Origin of the sequence: Apibacter sp. B3706, from assembly GCF_011082725.1 — a bacterium.
Lineage (GTDB): Bacteria > Bacteroidota > Bacteroidia > Flavobacteriales > Weeksellaceae > Apibacter.
Map to the genome: position 1 here is coordinate 675,850 of NZ_CP049715.1, position 19,241 is coordinate 695,090.

The 19,241-nt window shown below is 30.6% G+C and carries 12 protein-coding genes and 1 tRNA gene; 6 read left to right on the forward strand and 7 right to left on the reverse strand.

Going from position 1 to position 19,241, the window contains the following annotated elements; genetic code table 11:
• Window positions 1-257: 257 nt before the first annotated feature.
• Window positions 258-5,306 carry a T9SS type B sorting domain-containing protein gene (locus tag G8C41_RS03010; protein ID WP_166006064.1) on the reverse strand — a complete coding sequence of 1,683 codons (5,049 nt, stop codon included), beginning with the start codon at window positions 5,304-5,306 and terminating at the stop codon, window positions 258-260.
• Window positions 5,307-5,716: 410 nt separating this feature from the next.
• On the opposite strand from G8C41_RS03010, the gene G8C41_RS03015 reads away from it, so the two are divergent.
• Window positions 5,717-6,916, forward strand: coding sequence for a DegT/DnrJ/EryC1/StrS family aminotransferase (locus tag G8C41_RS03015; RefSeq protein ID WP_166006065.1), 1,200 nt, complete (start codon window positions 5,717-5,719; stop codon window positions 6,914-6,916).
• 85 nt (window positions 6,917-7,001) lie between these two features.
• Here G8C41_RS03015 and G8C41_RS03020 read toward each other — a convergent pair whose 3' ends face one another.
• Together G8C41_RS03020 and G8C41_RS03025 are read right to left on the reverse strand one after the other, a co-directional pair.
• The gene (locus G8C41_RS03020) at window positions 7,002-7,316 is read right to left on the reverse strand and encodes a hypothetical protein (RefSeq protein WP_160556773.1); all 315 of its coding nucleotides are present in this window, start codon (window positions 7,314-7,316) and stop codon (window positions 7,002-7,004) included.
• 3 nt (window positions 7,317-7,319) lie between these two features.
• Window positions 7,320-8,315 carry a cation diffusion facilitator family transporter gene (locus G8C41_RS03025; protein WP_166006066.1) on the reverse strand — a complete coding sequence of 332 codons (996 nt, stop codon included), beginning with the start codon at window positions 8,313-8,315 and terminating at the stop codon, window positions 7,320-7,322.
• Between the two features lie 246 nt (window positions 8,316-8,561).
• Between G8C41_RS03025 and G8C41_RS03030 the strand changes: the two genes are divergently transcribed.
• Window positions 8,562-9,908, forward strand: coding sequence for an MATE family efflux transporter (locus G8C41_RS03030; protein ID WP_160556771.1), 1,347 nt, complete (start codon window positions 8,562-8,564; stop codon window positions 9,906-9,908).
• Window positions 9,905-10,192 carry a hypothetical protein gene (locus G8C41_RS03035; protein WP_160543145.1) on the forward strand — a complete coding sequence of 96 codons (288 nt, stop codon included), beginning with the start codon at window positions 9,905-9,907 and terminating at the stop codon, window positions 10,190-10,192. The genes G8C41_RS03030 and G8C41_RS03035 overlap by 4 nt, the downstream gene beginning before the upstream one ends.
• 18 nt (window positions 10,193-10,210) lie before the next feature.
• Here G8C41_RS03035 and G8C41_RS03040 read toward each other — a convergent pair whose 3' ends face one another.
• Complete coding sequence (locus G8C41_RS03040; protein WP_166006067.1) at window positions 10,211-10,495, reverse strand: hypothetical protein; 285 nt, start codon at window positions 10,493-10,495, stop codon at window positions 10,211-10,213.
• A 144-nt stretch (window positions 10,496-10,639) separates the two neighbouring features.
• On the opposite strand from G8C41_RS03040, the gene G8C41_RS03045 reads away from it, so the two are divergent.
• The 3 genes from G8C41_RS03045 to G8C41_RS03055 all read left to right on the forward strand — a co-directional run bounded on the left by G8C41_RS03045 (window position 10,640) and on the right by G8C41_RS03055 (window position 16,000).
• Window positions 10,640-11,074 (forward strand): helix-turn-helix domain-containing protein, encoded by a 435-nt coding sequence (locus tag G8C41_RS03045; protein ID WP_166006068.1) that lies wholly within the window; start codon window positions 10,640-10,642, stop codon window positions 11,072-11,074.
• 580 nt (window positions 11,075-11,654) lie between these two features.
• Window positions 11,655-13,325, forward strand: a complete 1,671-nt coding sequence (locus tag G8C41_RS03050) for a site-specific DNA-methyltransferase (protein WP_166006069.1) — start codon at window positions 11,655-11,657, stop codon at window positions 13,323-13,325.
• Window positions 13,326-13,336: 11 nt separating this feature from the next.
• Complete coding sequence (locus G8C41_RS03055) at window positions 13,337-16,000, forward strand: DEAD/DEAH box helicase (protein ID WP_166006070.1); 2,664 nt, start codon at window positions 13,337-13,339, stop codon at window positions 15,998-16,000.
• A 966-nt stretch (window positions 16,001-16,966) separates the two neighbouring features.
• Here G8C41_RS03055 and G8C41_RS03060 read toward each other — a convergent pair.
• The 3 genes from G8C41_RS03060 to lpxK form a co-directional block, all read right to left on the reverse strand.
• A tRNA-Met gene (locus tag G8C41_RS03060) sits at window positions 16,967-17,042 on the reverse strand.
• 395 nt (window positions 17,043-17,437) lie between these two features.
• Entirely contained in the window at window positions 17,438-18,118 is a 681-nt protein-coding gene (locus G8C41_RS03065) for a hypothetical protein (RefSeq protein ID WP_166006071.1), read from the reverse strand.
• Between the two features lie 93 nt (window positions 18,119-18,211).
• On the reverse strand, window positions 18,212-19,228 hold the full coding sequence (lpxK, locus tag G8C41_RS03070; RefSeq protein ID WP_166006072.1) for a tetraacyldisaccharide 4'-kinase: 1,017 nt from the start codon (window positions 19,226-19,228) through the stop codon (window positions 18,212-18,214).
• Window positions 19,229-19,241 lie beyond the last annotated feature (13 nt).

Consider the following 19,241-nt stretch of genomic DNA (forward strand, 5'->3'; position numbering starts at 1 on the left):
TAATCTTAACAACCGCTAAGCCTTCTGATTGTTTAATTCATTCAGAATGGCTTACTTTTAAATTACCAATTCTCAAATTTTTATAATGCCCTCGACTCTAAACTTTGTATTCCTTAGTCTTCTCAAAAAATTTTATAAGTAAAGACGGAGCTAAAACATAAAAAAATACAGACATATAATCGCTGCTCAAAAAATTGAATACGTATATGCCTGTACGTGTTTTAAAGATAAAAATTTATATGAGAACTATTTATTCATTAATCAACATGATTATTATGGTTTCTTACAACGATCCATCCGGTAAATTGTCTTCCGTCAGCAATATCAATAACATACCAATAGGAAGTAGTAGGTAATGGTCTGCCCAAATAATATCCATTCCATACAAAGCATGAATTAGAACTTTGTGAAAATACTACTTTACCATATCTGTCAAAAATTTTGATATGAGAAGGATGTGAGTCGAAATTTTCCAAGCCGCATAATCTCCATGCATCATTAAGATTGTCTCCATTGGGAGTTATCACATTATTTATCTTAAATAAAACTCCTTTCTTTTCAGGTGAATAACAACCGTTTGCCAATGATCTTACATAGAAAGTATATATCCCCGGTTTTAGATTATAAAATGTATTATGGGATTGCCAATTTTTATTATCCATAGAATATTCCAAAGGAGCATCCCCTTCGGCAATTACCGTTATATAATCATTACCTTCCTTTAAATCTGTAATTCTCGTTTTAGCATATTCGGTTACATGAGTGGTATATGTATACTTACAACCGTTTTTACCGGTAATGGTTACCGTATAAATACCTGCTTTATATATGGTTATTGTATGTTTATCATATCCTTTTACTCCGGTATTCCATTCGTAAAAATCCTCAGGATTTTTTGTATCCGCTACTAGTTCAAGAGTTCCATTCGGACAAATTTTTAGGTTCTTTTGTAATGTACTTACAGGAATCGGTAAAACCTTAAGATTTATTACACTTAGAGCCGGACAGTAATCGGGAGATGAAACTCGGACGTATACTTGGTCCTTAAAAGGTACAATGTTTTTATAATTATAAGGATCTACAATAGGATTGGTTTGATTTTTAGCATCGTTTAAAGTGCTGAAATATTCAAAAGTAGCCTTTGGATCTTTGGTTATGGATGAGTTTATAGTAGTGATATTGAAAAATGTTAATCCATCAAAGTCATCATCACAACTTTCAATTTCCATGGATTGAGTTGATACCTTAATTTTATCTTTTGTGTACAAGGTCACAGTTCTGATTGAGCTGCACCCGTATTTATTGGTTGCTTTCAGGACTATTTTTTCATTAAAGCTTTTTACTGTGTATTGATGTATATTTTTGATCTTATTGATGTCTTTAACAGCATCTTCCTGAGAATGATAATAGGAAAATGTATACCCGTCGGGATTAAAAATTACGGTATAGCGAAGATCATCTAAATCTACTTTATATATATCGTCAAAATCTGTATCACAAACTAAATATTTAGCATTAATAAGTTTAGGAAGAGGTTCTAAATTAACTTCTAAATATCTAACCGTATAACAACCGGTAGAAGGATTATCCATCCGTACCCATACATAATCTTTTGCTAAGGTAACAGAATAACGTTCAGGATTTTTTATGAGCGTATGGCTGTCTCTATTATTAGCTCCTTCCTCGGTTTTGTAATAATTAATAGTTAAATTTTGGCCCGAGGTAATTAAAACATCAGATATATAGTTGGTTAAATTAACATATTCTTGCATATCTGATCCCTCATCGCAAATATGTATTTTTTTATTTTGAGCTAACACTTTTTCTGCACTTTTAAAAGTGAGCTTTGCAATGGAAAAACATCCTGAAGAATTCGTAATTCTTACATAAATAGTAGTAGGAAATGGTTGAATGACGTATTCTTTTGTATTGGAAATACTAAATTTATCAGTATACGCATTTTCATATGAAGTATAATATGAGTATTGATAATTTGATCGGGAAGTTGTAACTAAATCTTCTTCATATAAGGTTAAATCTACAATTTCCGTATCATCGGCATTATTATCGCATATTTCAACAATTTTATCTTTAACTACAGGTGAAGATTGTAACGTAAAACCTAATTTTTGAATGATCTGGCATTCCTTACCTGAAGAGATTTTAACATATAGTTGCGTTGAATTTTTTATAGTATGTTTTATAATAGTATTAATGTTGTTTAAAGCATCTTGTTCATTTAAATAATAGGAGAAAGTAAAACTTTGCGGATTGGTAACTATATGAGAGTTTAATTCACTTAAAATTACTTCTTCCTCATTATCATTACTAAAGTCACAGATATCCAAGTTATATTTTAAAACAATAGGAAAAGGATTTAACTTTATTTTTAAAGGCTTTATTTCACAACATTTTGATTTTTTGTTGGTAAAACGAACATATAGTGTAGTAGTGTTGTATAAGGCGAATGCAGTAGGATCTAAAATTTTTTCATTATTGTTTTGATTTTGAGCTCCTTCAGCCGTTAAATAAAAATCTACCGAAACTCGTTTCGTATCTACTCCGCTTTCTGCAATCACCGGAATTAAATTTACTATTTTGTTATGGCTATTGTCTGTATCACAAACCTCAATAGTTTTCAAATCAGGAACTGTTACCGATTCCAATAAACGTATTTCTACAGGAATAATACTTGGACAACTGTTTTCATAATTAGTTCTAACATATACTTTATTATTACTTATACTTATAGGATAGGGTTCTATAGCAGAAATCGGATTTAATTCTTTGAAAGCATCCTGTTCAGATTTGTAGAATTGAACAGAACTGTAATCGGCTAAGCCTAAAAAATTGATTAAATCGTTCAAATAATAAATTTCATTTCCATCATTACCTCTATCGCATAATGAAATTTTTTGTGTTTCAGATACCTCTAAAGATTTTAATAAGAGATTAATCATATAGAAATATTTGCATCCATCATCAACATTAACTTTGACATAAATGGTTTTGGGTCCGGTGATGATAGTTTCAGTTACCGGATTAATTTCATTGTTATAGTCATCCAATGTTTCATAAAATGCGATTGAAGATGGTGGATATCCGGCAAGAAAAATAGGTCTTAACGTATTAAGGTTAAAATTAACTTTACCTGAATTATTAATATCGCAAACATTATAAGATGGCCTTTTTTCAATTTTATCTCTAATCTCCAATTTTATTTCTCGAATAAAATCGCATTTAATCTTTTTATCATAAAAACGAACATAAATAATTGAAAATGGATAATTGACTTTAAAATTTTCTAAATCAGTAATTAGCAGCAAACTATCTTTATCTATAGCTCCTTGCCAGGTAGTGTACATTCCATAAAGATCTATATCGTGTTCTTTTTTCATTAAATAATAATAGTCTAAAAGATTCACCTTTATATCTTGGGAATTATCATCACACACGTATTTATGTAAGTTTTCTACTAAAGACTTTTTAAAAGTAAAAGTTAACGATGATATAGAAGAGCAATAGCCCGGACTTGAAATGGTTATAAAAATTTTCTCTCCATTGGTCACATAATAATTATTAGGATTTACTATAGGATTTATATTTTGTAAAGCATCAGATTCGGAAGTAAAATAACTAAAAGAAAGATTATCATATCCCGTAATCGAGGCTTCATAGGATCTCAAATTATAAATTTCTCGTCCTTTTAAATCTTCATTACAAAGTATAATTTCTTGAGGATTGGAAACAATCGTTTTTTGAAATTTGAAAGTTACAGGAATGATAGAAAAACAATCTTCAAAGTCTTTATTACTGGCTTTTGCATAAACGGTTACCGCAGAAGAAAGCGAAAGGGTACTAATGGGATGATTTCCGTTTAAAGCATTAGTATAGGAATCATAAAAATCAAGGTTCATCCATTCTTCATATCCATTGATTTGATTCGTATAATTGTTTAAATATATTATTTCAGAATCCTGATCACCATTACCGCAAATAATAATAGGTTCCATTTCTTTTAGGGAAGGTTTTCTTTTCATGTGAATAGAAATCACCGAGGTCGCATAACAATCTTTACCCTTTGAAGCTCGTAAATAAAAGGAATTTGAATTAGAGGTAATCGGATAGGAATTTAAACCCATCAAAGGATATTGTCCTGAATGGGCATCTTCTATATTCTGATGTAAAGTGGTAATGACATCGGGAGCAGATTCAGAAGCTTCTTTCATCAATTCTTCTAAATTGATAACTTCATTTGGAGTTATACCTTCAAAACATTTATTTACCTGTATATCTTTCACTTTTGGAAAGTCAGAGGCGAAAATAATTTGGAATTCATCATTTAGGGTAATCGGAGTACAACCGGCATAGGATACGTTCACATAATAAGTTGTTGAATTTTTCGGATTAACTTCCGATGAAGGAAGAAGGGTTTGATCAGCATCTTTCCATTCAATTTTAGGAACAGTAGGAGTACCTTGCGGAGCAAATCTCCATGCTTCATGATAGGCTTCCCAGATTCCTGTATTTCTTTGATCGGGTGAAACTCCTTCAGATCCATCAGAATTAGTGATTCCGATAAGTGCTCTTTTTTCATTTCCTATATCACAAGTTAACGGTTTCTCTTTTACATAGACTTCGATAACATTAGTAGTTTCATAAAGTATTATTTGCACGGTCGATTTTGAGTCTTCGCAACCGAAATGATTCATATTATAATAATTTATGATTGTTTTTCGGAAAGGAATCATCCCTGTCGTATACATGGTAATTTTACCGCAATCACGAGTACATCCAAATACATCACTATCATTGGTCATATCATGATAAGCCCCAAATATGGTATTATGCATTAAATTAGGATCGGGGATAGATCCTGCAATGGCATAAGGACATTCAGTTCCCGCATATTGGGTATCAAAACAGATGACTCCGTTATCACCTAAAATAATAGAGTTAAAAGTATTACCGTAAAAACAGAAATTAAAAGGGAGTTCTTGTGCGTTGCTCCATTTATCATCACTGTCAATGATAACTTCTTGACCTTCAGAGAATGTTCCCACCGGATTAAAAGGAATAGAGGTTACAGCATAGGAAGACGTGTTTTTTAGTTCCGGATATTCAGCCTTCAGTAAAATTTTATGGTTTTCGTTGAATTTATAATTACAATCAATGGTAACAGGACTTTTCAGGTTATTATGATCTTTTATCGTCACCGAAGGGCTTGTCATAATTTGGGCAGGAATTGAATTAAAAATTCCTAAGAATAATAAAATGAAAAAACGGTATGGAGCCTGTGTGCTCATGTACTTTTTTAATGTTAATGTTAGTTTAACAAAGTTAACAATTATTAACATTTAATTTTATATAATTTTAAATATTTTTTCAAATAAAATAAATTATTATGAATAAAAATCAATAATATTTAAATATTTAATAAATTTTATGCAATAAAATTATATATATTATAATTTTACAAAATGAGTTAATATAATAGTTGGTATTTTTTATTTCTAATAGGGAAAATATAAAATCTTGATTACTATTTTTTACCTTTATAAACGGGAGTTCAGCTCCAAAATTTGTAAATAATCTATAGTGAAATAGTTCAGGTATTAACTTTTTTTTATTTGTTTTTATAAAGATTCTTTTCAGTCAATTTGTTACCTTTGTTTAACATTTTTAACAAAAAAAATAATATAAAAATAGTTTTATTATGCCAGGATATGAGCTTTGGGGTGAAGAAGAAAAAAAACACCTGAACGATGTTATTGAAAGTGGTATTCTTATGCGTTATAACTTTGAATCCGCAAGGAATAATCATTGGAAGGCAAAAGAGTTTGAACAGGCCATTCAAAAAAGAATGCATGTAAGTCATGCACAACTTACCAGTAGTGGTACAAGTGCTTTATTAACGGCTTTGAATGCTGCAGGAGTTGGAGCGGGAGATGAAGTGATACTACCTACCTTTACCTTTGTGGCCAGTTTCGAAGCGGTATTAAGCGTGGGAGCCGTTCCTGTTTTGGTTGACATTGACGACACGTTAACCTTAGATCCCAAAGCTGTAGAAAAAGCCATATCTTCCCGAACCAAAGTAATAATGCCTGTACACATGTGTGGAGCTATGGCAGATATTTCCGCATTGAAAGAATTGGCAAAAAAATATAAATTATTATTGATTGAAGATGCATGTCAAGCATTTGGAGGAACTTATAGAGGTAAATATTTGGGAACTATAGGGGATTTAGGATGCTTTTCATTTGACTTTGTTAAAACCGTAACTTGTGGAGAAGGAGGAGCCGTAGTAACCAATAAGGATGAGTACTATGTACATGCCGATCAATATACGGATCACGGACATGATCATATCGGAAATAATAGAGGCGCGGAAAATCATCCGTATTTAGGATTAAATTACAGAATTTCTGAGTTACACGCCGCTGTAGGTCTTGCTCAATTTGAAAAATTAGATCAAATACTTTCCATACAACGTAAAAATAAAAAAGTATTGAAAGATGCGTTGAAGGAAGTAGAGGGAGTAAATTTCAGACGAGTACCGGATGAAGCGGGAGATAATGCTTCTTTTTTAAGTATATTTTTACCAAACCAAGAATTAGCAAAAAAAGTATCGCTTGAATTAAGCAGCAAAGGTATAGGCAATGCTTATTGGTATGATAACAATTGGCATTATATCAGAAAATGGGATCATTTGAAATTACTGAAATCGTTAGCCCCTCTTTATAAAGAGCACAAAGAATTGTTACCAAATTATGCGAATGCAGATTATTCACAATCAGATGATATTATCAGCAAAACGGTAACCATTCCTATTTCCTTATTGTGGAATGATGAAGAATTAGCTAAAAAAGCAGAAATTATAAAATCTGCCGTTTCAAGCATTTTAACTAAAAAATAAAATTAGAATATATTTTTAAAAATAGAAAAGCTGCTTTCTAATCAGGAAGCAGCTTTTTATTTTAGTGTAATTTTAATTGTTAGATCTATTGAGAAAATTCATTCGTTAAAGCTTTGCTTCTATAAAAGCCCAAAATAATAAATATAACGCCAAAGAAAACTATTTTAAATAAGGAGAAAGAATAATTTTTCCACATTAAGTTGATCCAATTTGAAAAAGGAATTTCCCCTGAGAATAAGAATTTAGAAGTATAATGATTATCTACAAAACAATGAAGTATAAAATCTACTAACACCATTACGAGAGAAAATACTAAAGTAAAGATAATGATATATCCAATTTTTCCTAAAGACTTAAAAATAGTTTCTTCAATACGTAAATAATTTTTTTTCTTACTCATATTTTATTTATCTAATTTATGGCGTTTGTCAATCTCAATAATTTCTTTTGTCCACAAAACCTCCTTATCAAAAAGATATTTACGATAAGGGCAATTGGTTTTTGTACAAATTTTGCATGAAATAGATTCACAGCAATCATCAACGTGAACAAACATTTCAAAACTGTTGCCAAAGTTATCAATAATTATCTTTTTAAGCGCATCTAATTCTTTATGAGCTTCCCTCACATTAAAATACCAGGGCAAGGTTAAATGACAGTCCAGATGTAAGCTGCTTCCGTATTTTATAAACCGTACATTATGAATGTCAATCCAATTTGGATTTCTGTTCTTATTTAAAGTTTCAACTAATTGAACGATCAATTCTTCATCGGCTTCATCCATAATTCCCGCATAGGATTTACGAATAATTTTAACCCCGGTAAAAATAATAATCAAAGCAAAAATCAGGGCTATCACGCTATCCATCCAATATATTTTAAAAAAATACATGACAAAAAGACCCAGTACAAGTCCTAAGGTGGAATACGTATCTGATTTTAGATGCTCTCCTCCTGAAATTAAAGCCAAAGATTTATTTTTCTTACCTTTTTTAATGGCGGCAACTCCCATAATATAGTTCACCAGTCCGGTCACGGCAATTAAAAGAATTCCAAAGTCCAGTTTGCGTATTTCATGAACGTTGAAAACATTAAGTACCGATTCATAAATAATTAGCACACCGGCTACGGTAATAAGACTTCCTTCAATCCCGGCCGAAATAAATTCAATTTTACCGTGTCCGTAAGGATGGTCTCTGTCTTTGGGTTTGGAAGATAGGTAAAGGCTGTATAAAGAAAATAATCCGGCAGCAACATTAATAATACTTTCCAACGTATCGGTTAAAATTGCTATGGAATGGGTAAGCTGCCAGGCAATAACTTTAATAATAAATAAAGCTGTTCCGACAATAACCACAATTTTCTGAAAAAAATAATTTTCTTTTGCAGGGGTATTCATGTATTAGTGTATTACATTTATAATGGCGAATGCCTGGCAGTGCAAAGGTACATCTTTTGTTTCATTAATACTGATATTATTCTTGAATTTTTAAAAGTTGACTTCTATATAATACAAAATGCCATTGATACAATAGATTTTATTCTATAAAATTAAATTATTATAGATTTTTAGTATAAAGATACAGAAAGCCTGGTAATTGAATTTCTGTTAATTCACTATCTTTGCAGGCTCTAATAAAATCAAATGGATTTAAAAGGACATTTTAAAGCAAATATTAAATTAGCATTACCTGTTGTAATTACTCAATTGGGACAAGTTTCCGTGAATTTTATTGATATTATTATTATAGCAAACTTAGGAGAAAGAGCCGTGGCCTCATCCTCTTTGGCAACCAGTTTATTTTTCATTTTCTTGGTTTTCCTGTTAGGGTTTTCTTATTCCATGTCGCCTCTTATATCTTCATCTGTTGCCAATGGAAACACAGACCGAGTGAAAAAAATATTCACTCACGGAATGGTTTTGAATGTATCTTTGGCCTTAGGGGTCATTCTTTTACTTGAGTTGTGCTCTCCTTTGATGTACAAAGCCGGACAAGATGTATCCGTAATTCCCGACGCAATTACTTTTCTTAATATAAGCGCATGGAGTTTATTGCCTTTAATGATTTTTCAATCTTACAGACAATTTTCTGAAGGTATTTCCATGACTATTTTAGTTACCATCGCAACCATTATATCTAATATTGTAAATGTAATCTTGAATTTCGGATTGATTTACGGATATTGGGGATTGCCGGAAATGGGATTGCAAGGTTCTGCAACGGCAACTTTAATAGCGCGCATTTTAATGATGTGTATTATTATAGTGGTTTTATATACCAACAAAAAATCATTATTTTATTTAAAAGGGGTAAAATGGAAAAATTTTCAAGCGGCCTATTTTCGTAAGCTTATATCCATAGGGTTGCCTTCTTCATTACAGTCTTTATTTGAAATAAGTTCGTTTGCCCTTGCTGCATTTATTGCAGGAATGCACAGTTATTTAGATACTTCCGCCCATTCGGTAACATCCAATTTGGCCTCTATAACCTTTCAAGTTTGTACCGGTTTTGGTGTGGCAGCAACTGTTAGAGTAGCCGGATATTATGGAGTTAAAAATATGGCAGATCTAAAAAAAGCAGGGATGGCAAATATTTATTTGGTTGTCGGTTTTATGACGATATGCGGTATACTTTTTATCATTTTTAAAGATCAACTTCCGTTAATATTTTTTGATAAAAGTAAAACCGAAGTTATTGCTATTGCTTCACGATTAGTGATTTTAACGGCATTATTTCAAATTTTTGACGGTATACAAGTGGTAAGCTTAGGCTGTTTACGAGCCATGAGAGATGTGAAAATTCCGACCCTTATTTGTTTTATAGCGTATATTATCTTAGCTATTCCCATAGGATACTATTTATGCATCCAACAAAAATTGGGAGCTGTGGGAACCTGGATCGGTTTGTGTATTGGGTTAGGATTTGCTGCCGTTATGTTGTTATGGCGTTTTCATATTCTTACGAAAGATAAAAAGAAATTTAACCATTGATTTTACTTTATTTAGAAAATAGTTCTAAATTACTTTCTATTAAAAGGGAAGAGGCTTTACCTGCATTAAAATCGCAAGTACTCGAAATTTTTTCTAAAATAAATTCGATTGAAAATGCCGTTTTAGGTTTGTTTGTAGATGCTTCAATGGAGATTAGAATTCAATCGTACAATAAATATATTTGGAAAGTTGAGGTCATGGATTTGCTTAACTATAAAATGTTTTTGTATTATTATTCAACCCAAAGGGTGCAACAACTAATTCAAGATATTTTTAAAGTATAATTACATATTTAAATTTCGTTAGTCTTCGACTAATACCTTATCTAAAAATTCAAATTCGAGATGTGGAAGAAGTTTTTTTATTAATTCCAAAAGGTTATAAATATCAATCCGTATTTCTTCTTCTTCCTTTGAACTTTGGTTTTCCAAAGAAAACAAATGCGTTTGACAACTATTTAGCATTGAAAGAATAGTAAAACCTAAATGTTTATAACTTCCGATACCTGCATATTCACTGTGTTTAGCGTGATCTTTCTTTAAATCATCAATCAAATCTTGTATGTGTTTATAAGGCTTGTGTTTCATATTTTAATTATATTTATACAAGCAAAGTAACAATACCTAGATAAGATAAATAATTATAAAATGTTAATTCGCACAACAACCGAAGAATATCTTATTTAATTCGTATAATTTTATATTTTTGTAAACAGATAAACGAAACAAACCATGAATGCTGATATTAGCTCTAAAAAAGTACATCACGGAAGAAATATAAAGAGATTGCGCGAAATGTTAGGCGTTAAACAAGATGCTTTAGCCGTTGAATTACATATAACGCAAGCAGGAGTATCTAAATTGGAAGCCAAAGAAGAAATTGAAAAAGAAACTCTTGAAAAAATCGCTCAAATTCTTAAAATTCCCGTAGAGGCGATTGAAAATTTCAATGATGAAGGCGCTTTGAATTTTATTGCAAATACATTTCACAGTCAAGATTTAAGTGATAATTCTATAGGTCATCAATTCACATTTAACTTTAATCCGATTGATAAAATCGTAGAACTTTATACCGAAAAAGAAGATCTTTTTAGAGAAAAACAAGAGCTCTATGAACGCATGATTCAAGAAAAAAATGAGTTGATTGAGAGATTATTGAATAAATAGTTTGTTTTAGGCAGCTAAAATAATCAAGATATTGGTTTATTATTAATCCAGTCATTAATAAAAAAAACATATAATATATATTGACTGGATAAGCAATATTTGTTTCTTATAATAAGTTAATGAATTATTTTAATTATTAATTTTTACAAAATTTATTCTGAAAGTATATTGTTAAACAGAATATTATATATTTATTAAATTGTTTACTTTTATTTCTAAAATAATTTAAATAATTGAATTTCCATTCTATTTTTTTTCATTTAACATAGTTAAATATTTTGTTTATTCTCTTTATAAAACCTTCTTTACTTTTATCTTTTAAAGTTATACTAACGGATAATTTTCCAAATTTTTGCTCATTGATATAATATTTTAGTTTAAAAATAAGATAAATAACTAACTCTAAACAAAAAATTAGAAATATTTTAAATACAAATATTTGCAGTAATTTAATCCATATACATTAAATAAGAAATAAAAATCGATTAAAAAATAAAAATTAATATAATAAATTTGTTAATTTATATTGTATACAAAAGTCTATATTTTTTATCTTTGCCCTAGATAAAAAATTAGATAAATGCCTACACTTCATTGGATAGGAAAAGAGAAAGTAATTAATCATCATCAGGAAGTACCTTTTAGGATACTGGAAAAGCAATATACCTATACAAACGGTACACAAACAGAAGAGAAAGAGAAAACCAGCGAAAATAAAATTATACACGGCGATAACCTCGAAGCCTTAAAAAGTTTACTTCCTGAGTACGAAGGAAAAATAAAATGTATTTATATAGATCCTCCGTACAATACCGGAAACGAAGGCTGGGTGTATAACGACAACGTAAACGATCCTAAAATAAAAAAATGGTTAGGGCAGGTAGTAGGTAAGGAAAGCGAAGACTTAAGCCGGCACGATAAGTGGCTTTGTATGATGTATCCCCGGTTAAAACTATTACATAAATTATTAGCTGACGATGGGGCTATTTTTATTTCCATTGACGATAACGAACAGTCAAACCTAAAATTAATCTGTGATGAAATTTTTGGAAAGAATAATTATTTAGGATTAATTACACGTAAGCAAAGTAGTGGTTCAAAAAATGATACAGGAAATAATAAAATTATAACAACTACAGATTATATTTTACCGTATAAAAAAAATAATTTTACATTTAGATCTTATCAAATTAAAAATAGTAAAAAATTTAAATTAAAAGATAGTATTGGATTTTACAGTATTCGTGCTCTAGAAATGCAAGGGGGAGATGATACATTAGTAAAAAGAAGTAAGATGGGGTATTCTATTTATTATAATGAAGAATATAATAAAATAGACTTAAAATTTGACTATAATTTGGAAAGAAGTACTGTTTATGAGAATGAAGATTTAGAATTAATAGCAAAAGGATATAAATGTTATAGACCTAGAAAAAGAGGTAATGAATATGGGAGATGGAGATGGGGTTATGATACTTTTATTGAAAGATTTAGGAGTAATTTAGTTCATTTTGAAAAAAAAAGAGTGTATATGAAAGAACGAGAGATAGATTTTGTAAACAAATACCCAGAGGCACTACTCGAAGAATTTTTAAATACTCAAGGTACTAATGAATTAAAAGATATTTTTAAACAGAAATTATTTGATTTTCCTAAACCATCAGAATTAATAAAATTTATACTTACTGTATCAACAGATAAAAACTCCATTATTTTAGACTCCTTTGCAGGTTCAGGAACCACGGCTCATGCCGTTTTAAATCTTAATAAACAAGACGGAGGCAACCGCAAGTTTATTTTGGTAGAAATGGAAGACTATGCAGAAAGTATTACCGCCGAAAGGGTAAAACGGGTAATTTCCGGCTATGGAGAAGGAAATAAAGCGGTGGAGGGCACCGAAGGAGATTTTTCTTATTACGAACTAGGTAAACCGCTCTTTTTAGAAGAAAATATATTAAATGAAGAAGTAGGAGAAGATAAAATCAGGGAATATATTTGGTATTCCGAGGTAAAAACTCCTTACCAAAAACAGGAAGAAAATTATCTGTTAGGAAAACAATACCAAACGGCGTATTATTTTTATTACGATAAAGAAAAGCTTACCACACTTGATGAGAACTTTTTGCGCACCCTGAAAACGAAGGCAGAACAATATATTATTTATGCAGATAACTGCTTACTCGATGCCGATTTTATGAACAAACATTCCCTTATATTTAAAAAAATACCCCGGGATATTACCCGTTTTTAAGGATAACCTTTATGGAATTAAAACCCTACCAACAAAAAGTAATAACCGATTTAGAAAACTATTTGAGTTATCTGGAAGAATGTAGCTCTCCGGCACAGGCATTTAATGAATACTGGAAAGATAAACTGGGAGAATATACCGTAAAATTAGACGGTTCTACCACCGGAAAGCGACCGTATAAAGATAACATTCCCGGAGCGGCTCATATTGCGATAAAAGTACCTACTGCCGGCGGAAAAACCTTTATTGCCTGTAATGCCTTAAAAAGTATTAACACTTATTTTAACAAAGGAAATCCAAAGGCCGTGGTTTGGCTGGTACCCTGGTCTAACCTGTTGCAACAAACGGTGGGTAATTTATCCAACTCTTCTCATCCGTACCGCCAAAAACTCAATACTCTCTTTAACGGAAGAGTAGAGGTATACGGAAAAGAGCAACTATTGCAGGGAGCTAATTTTAATCCTTCCTCAGCACTGGAGCAATTAAATATTTTTATTTTCAATTTTAGCAGTTTACGAATAAATAAAGCCAACAAGGAAGATCGTAAAATATATCAGGAAAACGGTGCCTTAGAATCCTTTGCCGACACTCTTATTGATGAAGAAGTAGTATTGGAAGGAACCGACAGAACGGCTCTGATTAATGTAATAAGAAGCCTTAATCCCGTCGTAATAGTAGATGAAAGTCATAATGCAGAAAGCGATTTAAGCGTGGAAATGCTAAACAATTTAAACCCTTCTCTGGTATTGGATTTAACTGCAACCCCCAAATCGAACAGTAATATTATCAGTTTTGTAAATGCAGTAGAGCTGAAAAAAGAACACATGGTAAAACTTCCGGTGATTGTGTACAATCACAACCGGAAAGAAGAGGTGATTAGCAGTGCCTTACATTTACAACGACAATTAGAATTACTGGCACAAGAAGAAGAAAAACAGAAGGGCAAATACATACGCCCGATTATTTTATTTCAGGCCCAATCCAATATTAAAGGAAAAGATAATACCACTTTTCAGAATATAAAAGAAAAACTAATTCGCTTAGGTATACCAGAAGAACAAATCAAAATAAAAGTCAGCGGAATAGATGAACTAAAAGGAATAGACTTAACTTCCAAAGAATGTCCGGTGCGGTACATTATTACTATTAATGCATTAAAAGAAGGTTGGGATTGTCCCAATGCCTATATTTTAGCCTCATTGGCAGATAAATCTTCCGCAGTAGATGTTGAACAGATTTTAGGGCGTATTTTACGTCAACCCTATGTAACTCAACACTCGGAAAATCTCCTAAACCTTTCCTTTGTTCTTACGGCTTCTGCTAAATTTAAAGAAACACTGGATAAAATTGTGAAAGGATTGCAAGATTCCGGCTTTAGTAAAGATGATTATTATGCAACTGATACCCAACAAGAAGAAGAGCTTACAGACAATGATATTTTAAAGCAGGAATTGCTTTCTGTTGATACACCGGAAACCACCTCTTCAGATGATGATTTTGCAATTGAAAAAATAGAGTATATCCCGTTAAATGATAACGGAATTGTTTCGAAAGTAACAGATAATAGTATTGTTCAGCAAATAACCGAAAAAGCGATAATTGAAGGAAAAGAGTTTGAACAAAAACTTGCAATTACCGATGAAGACGATGACACCTATCTTATACAAGCAATGGGAGGAACAATGAAAACCTATAAAATAAATGAAGAATATACTGACGGTAATATGAAATTACCTCAGTTTTTTAAAAAATCTCCAGTAGAAGATTTGAATGCAATTCTTTTTAAAGAATTGAAAGAAAATGAAATTTTTCTTAGTAAAAACAGTCTTTTAGAAGGATTTGTCTTAGCCACTCAGGATACACAGATTGACTTTAAAATCTCTGCCGATATTTATAAAACAGATATAGATGAACGAACAGGAACCGTTAAAACGGAAAAAATAGTAACCCGGGGAAAAGAATTGTTACTCAACGCCATACTCAACACTCCGAAAGAAGGACAAATAAGACAGATAAGTAGCTTAATAGTTAGAAAACTGGGAGATCAGAGCCCTATCTCTCAGCAGGATTTAACCAAATATGTAAACAAAATTTTTGAAAATCTTACCAATACGGAACAAATTAGAGATATAGTTACTAACGTATATATATACATAGCAAAAATAAAAGAAAAAATAAATAAATTAACCGATGTCTATTCCCGGGAAAGTTTTAACCGATTACTAGATACCAACCATATTATCACTAAAGAAAGTTGGAGTTTTCCTAAGCAGGTAAACCTGGTAGAACCTAGCAGTCCAATCATTAAATCCTTATATGAACAGGAAGAGAAAATGAATCAGTCAGAACATAAACTCATTATGGAAGTAGCCGCTTTAGAAAATGTAAAGTTCTGGCATCGGAATTTAGAGCGAAAGAAAGGTTTTTTTCTGAACGGATATAACAAAAACCATTACCCGGATTTTATCATTTGTACCGAAAAGAATAATCTGATTTTATTAGAAGTAAAAGGAGATCATTTAAATAATGAAGATAGTAAAAATAAAAATTTATTAGGTAAAAAATGGGCTGAAAAAGCAGGTGAAAAATATAAGTATTTTATGGCTTTCGAATCAGTTCAAGTACCAGATACTTATACTTTCAGAACAATTACTGAAGTAATAAAAAGTTTATAATAAAAAGTAAACGTAAAACCTGAAAACTAAAATCTATGAAAGAATCAGCATCTATACTCAAATCACGTAATCAATTTGTTATTCCAATATACCAACGTATTTATAACTAAATATTGGAACATTGTCAAGATTTATTTAAAAATATTTTAAGTATTGGATGATAATATACCAGTTGACACTTTATGGAGTTTGTGATCTATTTTCAGGAAAGCATTCTTGCCATTTCGAATATATCCCAATTGCAAATAATAGATGGTCAACAGCGATTTACTAATGTTTCAATACTTTTTGCAGCTCTGCCAATTTATCAAAGAGAATAAGACTTATATAGAAAATACTTCTTATAAAATACCTACAAAACTATTATGTGTTTTATAATGATGAAGAAAATGAATAACGATTTAAATTATTACTTATAAAAAAGGATAAGTAAACTTATTTAAACAATATAAAAGGAATAGATCTTTTCGAAAATTATTCACTTTGTTTACTGGAAAATTTATAAGTTTTAAAAAAGAGATTAATTTTATAAATATAGTACAAAATTATAATGGCTTTTTATTCTTACTTATCGTGAATATAGCCTTAGAATAAAACTAAGACAATCGCCAGCTTATTTTTGAAAGCCTGATTTTATAAGAAATTATATATTTATTGAGCGTGAAATAGTTAAACAAAACCATTTATGCAATAAATATTGGTTTCCCATAGAGCAAAGTTACGGGATTAAGTAAATATTATTAACCTTTATACCGAAAAAGAAGATCTTTACAAAGAAAATATTTACAAGAAAAAGAGATTATTTATAATATTCCAACTTCTTAACATAGATAAAAAAATATTTGTTCATAAAATATAACATTTTTTTTATACTATTATAAATATGTTTTGTAGTAGTTCGAAAATAAAATTAGAAAATTCATAAACAAAAAAAGAGAATCAATATGCTTGATTCTCTTTTAAACTTGGTAGCGGGAACAGGACTCGAACCTGTGGCCTTCGGGTTATGAGCCCGACGAGCTACCTACTGCTCCATCCCGCGGTGTTTGTGAGTGCAAATATACAACAAATTTGTTACAATGCAAGTTTTATTTAAAAATTTTCAGGTAAAAAGTGAATTTTTTACAATTAAAATAGAATTTATCTTAATAAAATAGATAGTCTGCATCAAAAATAGCTGAGTTAAAAGTAACTCTATCAACCCTTTATACATATAAGAATTGAAAACGTCAGATAACTTATTTAAAAAAAGATTTAGTAGAAAAGATTGATAAATTTATAATTACGTTTAGGTATTAATCAATAATGAACGATGGAGGCATTTAATTTTTAAGACTTTGCAATTAAAATCAAAATGTCAATAAATCAAATAAGAATATAATTTTAAAATATCTCGATTTTATATTTTATACATTAATAAAAGAAACAGAATTTGTTCTACAAAGACTTTTGCAAAGCCTCAAACTCATCCCATCGATCTGTTGCAGCCAGTTCAGCCAGTTGCGGCCAATGGTTTGGATTGTGTATACGATAAGAAGCTCCTTCATAAAGCTCAAGAATATTTTTCAATGAATCTACAGATTGTTGAGAAAGTTGTTCCCAAGTATAAATGCCGCTTTCATTTAAAAAGAATTCAATACGTTCACCAATACCTTCAATAATTTTTAAATCATCTTTTTTAATGGGCGTATTTTCTTTATTTTCTTCATCAACAATACCGTTTTCAGAAGCAGAGAGGGTAGAGGTGTTTTCAAGCGTCTCTATGGGTCTTCTTCTGATTTTTCCACCGGTATATAAAACCTTCATGGTTTCAATTTTATCAATATGCGTGGCAATTTCATTTTTTAATTGCTCATTCTCTTTTTCAATATCCGTAAAATATTTTTCCTCTTTTTTACCAAACAATAAACCTATAAAATAAAAAAGAAAAGCTGTGATCAATAAAGGTACGAATACCACAGAAACAGCTTTAAAAAAAGCCTTAGTATTCGGGTCATTATTGCTTAAATTTAATTTGCTTAAATCCAGATTTTCAATCCATATATACCAATAACTTGCCCCTAAAATCCATATTATTCCTGTAATAAGAAAAACCCAAAATAATATCTTTTTATTCATGTAAAGGTAATTTAATGTTAAAATTTTGTGATAAAGATAAGGAAATCCATTCAAATATAGATAAATATCTATTTCAAAGATGAGTACCTCTCATTATCCAGCGAATTTCGTTAGTAATTTTTTAAACTCTTCCGGTCTGTCTAATTTAATATTAATAGGAAGATAAAAAAGAATATCTTGCAGTTGTTGAAAATGTTTTAACCGCATAAAGTCTTTTTCAGTAGTTAAAATGACTGCTTTACCATCTAATTTTTGATAAGCTTTTTCAATTTCAACGATATCCGCTTCCGAAAAATTATGATGATCTTTAAATTGTAAATGAGTAACCGATGAAAATTTACTTTCCGCAAATTCCAATATATCCTGATATTTAGCTATTCCTGTTACTAATAAGATCTGATAAGAAAGCAGATCATCAATAGGTAAAGTTAAAGTAGAAGAGATCACCTGTTTTTTATATATGATCGTTGAAAAAAACAAAGATTGATAGGGTTGTAATTTTAATTTTCTTTCAATGGTCTTTTTATTTTCTTCATCTAAATTTTCGGGACATTTGGTAACAACAACTATTTGTGCCCTTCTAGCACCGTATCTGCCTTCACGTAAATGTCCAACAGGTAAAATATGATCGTCATAATAGGGATGACTGTAATCTGTTAAAAGAATATTCAATCCCGCCTTTACATACCGATGTTGAAAAGCATCATCCAAAATAAAAAGATCAGGATTAAAATCTTTGATAAGATTGTCGATTCCATGGGCTCTTTTTTCGTCTACTCCTACAATTATTTTGTTTTTAAAACGTAAAAAAAATTGCATGGGTTCATCACCAATATCTTCATAACTGGTAGTATAATTTGCAAAATGGAAACCTTTGGATTTCCTTCCATAGCCTCGGCTCAAAACACCGATAAGATGAGTATCTTTCAACAATCCGATTAAATATATAACGAAAGGTGATTTACCCGTTCCTCCAACGCTTAAATTTCCTACCGTGATAATCGGTTTTTTATAACTTTTTGAATGTAAAAGTCCCCAATCAAAAAATTTATTTCTAATATAAGTAACCAGCCAATACAGACCGGCAAAGGGATAAAGGAATATCTTCATATTTTAATAAGGA